Below are 4,235 nucleotides of genomic sequence, written 5' to 3' on the forward strand. Positions count from 1 at the left end.
ATGCCGGCAATTCCCTGAGCCAAGGATTCAACCAGTTGCGGCTTGCTCCGTGAAGGAATGCTGACTACGGCCGCCGGACGGCCGACACCGCTCCAGGGGGTCCCGCCCTCAGCACCTGACCATTCCCGGAGCACCTGAACACATGCCTGCAGCATGGCGGGGTCCACCGTACGGTCCGGAGCCCCGGCAGCGAACAACTCCCGCAATGACCCGCCCCAGCCGAGGTCGGTCAGCCTGGCAAGAATCCGTCCCTCTGAGACGCTCTCATCCGGTTTGATCTTTCCCTTGACGGATACTCCCAGCCGGTCCATTCCACTGGGCCATTGAAGGCGGGGTTCCACCGCTATTCCGGCTCGGCGCAGGGTTTGCCCCGCAGCGTCGGCTGCCGAGGCTGCCACGTCCACCGGGAACCATCGGCCGGCGCAGTTATCGCAGCGCCCACAAGCAGCAGCCGTTTCGTCGTCCAGCACCGAGGTGATGTATTCCATGCGGCATCCGGCGGTGTCCTGGTAGATCACCATGGAGTCCTGCTCGTCCACCCGGGCTTCGGCGATACGGGCGTAGCGCTCGGCGTCGTAGTTCCACGGCAACCCCGTGGAACGCCATCCTCCGCCAACCCGTTCCACCGCTCCATCTACCGCCAGGACCTTGAGGAGGAGTTCCAACGGAGTGCGGCGAAGGTCCACCCTTGCTTCCAGGGCCACCGTGGACAAGGCCGAGCCGGCGTCGCCGAGGACTGCCAGTACGGCGTTGGCCTTCTCGGCCGAAGGCATGGATGCAGTGGCGAAGTACTGCCAGATTTCGCGGTCCTCGGAGCCGGGAAGCAGCAGGACATCTGCGTTGGCCGCACCACGTCCTGCACGGCCAACCTGCTGGTAGTAGGCAACTGGCGACGACGGAGCGCCAAGGTGGATGACGAAGCCCAGGTCCGGTTTGTCGAAGCCCATTCCCAGTGCTGACGTGGCCACGAGGGCCTTCACCTGGTTGTCTTTGAGGAGCTGTTCCGCACGCTCCCTGTCTGCGGGGTCTGTCCGACCTGTATACGAGAGAACATTGTGCCCGGCTTCGGCAAGGAGTCTGGCCGTATCCTCGGCGGCCGAGACAGTGAGTGTGTAGATGATGCCGCTCCCGGGCATATCTGCAAGGTGGGTCAGCAACCAGCCAAGCCGGTCCCGGGAATCGGGCAATGTCAGCACTCCAAGGCGCAGCGATTCGCGGCCCAAGGCGCCTCGGATGGTCAGAACGCCTTCGCCGAGCTGCTCTTCGATGTCGTGGACCACCCTGGAGTTGGCGGTAGCGGTGGTTGCCAGGACAGGAACGGACGGCGGCAGCTGTGCAATGAGGTCCGCAATGCGGCGATAGTCAGGACGGAAGTCATGCCCCCAGTCGGAAATACAGTGCGCTTCATCGATGACCAGCAGGCCCGTACGCCGGATGAGTTCCGGAAGCTGGTTCTCCCTGAAGGAAGGGTTGGTCAGCCGTTCGGGAGAGACCAGCAGGACGTCCACCTCGTCAGCGGCCAACCGGGCCAGCACGGTATCCCATTCCAGGGCGTTTGCGGAGTTGATGGCAACAGCCCGCACTCCTGCCCGGGCGGCGGCTGCAACTTGGTCACGCATGAGCGCCAGCAAAGGCGAAACTATCAAAGTAGGGCCCGCTCCACGCCGTCGCAGCAACAAGGATGCAACGAAGTAGACAGCAGACTTTCCCCAACCGGTGCGCTGGACCACCAATGCCCTGCGCCCGGCATCAACCAACGCTTCGATGGCCTCATATTGGCCGTCGTGAAACTGGGCTTCGGGGTGCCCCACCAACTCCCTCAGGCAAGCCAGTGCCTGCTGTTGGGTGGGTGATTGCACGGAAACTGCAGCGTTCTGGGAGTTGTTGGCCATCACCCCAGTATTCCAGCCGACCCTGAGCGCCATAACGTGCAGACCCCGTTATGTGGACAACCATTATCCACAAGGCAGGGGCCGGCATTCCTGCCCGTTTGCGTTGCCACAGTAGGATTGAGCGCGTGACTAGCGAGCAGAACAAGACATTCGACCTCTCGGCATCCTTCAAGGCATACGACGTCCGTGGGATCGTGGGTGAATCCATTACGGCTGAAATCGTCGAGGCCGTAGGGGCTGCCTTCATTGACGTCCTGGGCCTCGAAGGCGAAACCGTCCTGGTCGGCGGGGACATGCGTCCGTCCTCGCCTGAGTTCAGCCAGGCTTTCGCCAACGGTGCTGCCACGCGTGGAGCTGATGTCCTTTTGCTGGACCTGATTTCCACCGATGAGCTGTACTACGCGTGCGGTGCGTTGAACGCCGCCGGTGCCACGTTCACCGCCAGCCACAATCCTGCCGAATACAACGGCATCAAAATGGCCAAGGCCGGCGCCCAGCCCATCTCCTCCGAGTCCGGCTTGAAGGAAATCCAGGCCCTGGCCGAGCAGTACCTGAATTCGGGCACCATCCCTGCAGCGGCAACCCGCGGCGAGATCGGCGTGCGTGATGTGTTGAAGGACTACTCGGAATACCTGCGCGAACTGGTGGACCTTTCCGGTTCCCGTCCGCTGAAGATGGTAGTGGATGCCGGCAACGGCATGGCCGGGTTGACCACGCCGGCAGTACTTGGCGACAAACTGCTTCCAGCCTTGCCGTTCGAGATCGTCCCGCTCTACTTTGAACTGGACGGCTCGTTCCCCAATCACCCGGCCAACCCCTTGGAACCGGAAAACCTGCGAGATCTGCAGGCCGCCGTCGTCAAGCACGGCGCGGACATCGGCCTGGCGTTCGACGGCGACGCTGACCGCTGTTTCGTGATTGATGAGAAGGGCGAGCCCGTATCTCCCTCCGCGATCACCGGCATGGTGGCCCGCCGCGAAATCGCCCGTGCCCAGGCTGCAGGGGAAGAAACCCCTGTGATCATCCACAACCTCCTCACGTCCAAGGCCGTACCCGAGCTCGTCGCCAAGGACGGCGGCCGTGCGGTACGGACCCGGGTGGGGCACTCCTTCATCAAAGCCGTCATGGCCGCGGAAGGCGCAGTGTTTGGCGGGGAGCACTCGGCACACTTCTACTTCCGGGATTTCTGGAATGCGGACACCGGCATGCTCGCTGCCATGCACGTCCTGGCCGCCCTGGGCGAGCAGGACGGACCGCTCTCCGAACTTGGCCGCCAGTACGAGCCCTACGTCTCTTCCGGTGAAATCAATTCCGAGATCGAGGACAAAGCTGGCGCCGTGGAACGTGTTCGCATCGACTTCGAAACCGAAGACATCGAGATCGACCACATGGACGGCAGCACCTTCACGGCCAAGGACGGCAGCTGGTGGTTCAACCTGCGCCCCTCCAACACCGAGCCCTTCCTTCGCCTGAACGCAGAGGCCAAGGATCAGCCCACCATGGAAAAGATCCGCGACCGCGTCCTCGCACTGGTCCGGGCATAGGGCCACGAATGAACGAGCAACCCAACGCAGAAAGCGTCCCGGAGGAATCAGACCAGGATCGCGAACTCCGTGAAACCTTGGGCACAGCTTTGGGAACTGCCCAGGAGCACCTCCAGCAGAACGGTGGATTCTTCCCCTTCGGCATCACGTTGTCCAACGATGGCGAGCTGCGGATTGTGATGATCGCTCCGGGGGAACCGGACGAAAACGGCGACGTTGATGCCGGGCAGATGCTGGCCGATGTCCATGACCTGCTGCGCCAGGGCCGCGATGATTTCCGGGCCGTTGCAGTGGTCAGTGACGTCAGCCTGCCCGACCACGGCTCCGATGGCATTCACGGCGCAGCCGAGCATCGGAGCGGTGAGGTCCTGGCCGCCATCATTCCGTACACCCCTACCACCGACGGCTTTGCCTACGGTGCAATGGAACCTGACACGCATGAACCATCCATTTGGGTGGACTAGACCCTGACCGTTTTCCGGACCCTACCCGTGAGCTGATGCCATGAAAATCAACGCGTTTGCAGATGTCAGCCTCCGCGCCATCATGGTGTTGGCCGCGGCTCCCGAAGGCGTACTCCTGACCACCCAAGCGGTGGCGGACGCCGTGGGAACACCGTACAACCATGTCAGCAAGGCGATGGTCCGCTTGCGCGCACTGGGCTACATTGACGTTGAACGGGGTCGGTTGGGCGGTTCAAGGCTCAATGAATCGGGGCGGAAGGCGACAGTTGGCGAGGTCCTGCGGCATTTGGACAGCCGACAAGACCCGGCTGAGTGCCAGTCCCCCACCAAAAATT

At 62.7% G+C, this 4,235-nt stretch carries 4 protein-coding genes; 3 read left to right on the top strand and 1 reads right to left on the bottom strand.

Annotation, left to right across the window (positions count from 1 at the left end; translation table 11 throughout):
- Positions 1 to 1,892: ATP-dependent DNA helicase RecQ (locus HP499_RS21385; RefSeq protein WP_172326123.1), on the bottom strand; the 1,892-nt coding region annotated here is incomplete at its 3' end.
- Between the two features lie 125 nt (positions 1,893 to 2,017).
- On the opposite strand from HP499_RS21385, the gene HP499_RS21390 reads away from it, so the two are divergent.
- From HP499_RS21390 to HP499_RS21400, 3 genes are all read left to right on the top strand, one after another.
- Positions 2,018 to 3,436, top strand: a complete 1,419-nt coding sequence (locus HP499_RS21390; protein ID WP_172326124.1) for a phosphomannomutase/phosphoglucomutase — start codon at positions 2,018 to 2,020, stop codon at positions 3,434 to 3,436.
- 8 nt (positions 3,437 to 3,444) lie between these two features.
- Positions 3,445 to 3,900, top strand: a complete 456-nt coding sequence (locus tag HP499_RS21395) for a hypothetical protein (protein WP_172326125.1) — start codon at positions 3,445 to 3,447, stop codon at positions 3,898 to 3,900.
- 40 nt (positions 3,901 to 3,940) lie between these two features.
- Positions 3,941 to 4,235, top strand: a 295-nt coding sequence (locus tag HP499_RS21400; protein WP_172326126.1) for an Rrf2 family transcriptional regulator, incomplete at its 3' end; no start/stop codon positions are given.

The sequence above is a fragment of the Paenarthrobacter sp. CM16 genome (assembly GCF_013179505.1).
In the GTDB taxonomy this organism is placed as follows: Bacteria; Actinomycetota; Actinomycetes; order Actinomycetales; family Micrococcaceae; genus Arthrobacter.

Excerpts from the sequence above, each read along its gene's own strand:
- HP499_RS21395 (WP_172326125.1), top strand. The coding sequence starts at position 3,445 with ATGAACGAGCAACCCAACGCAGAAAGCGTCCCGGAGGAATCAGACCAG.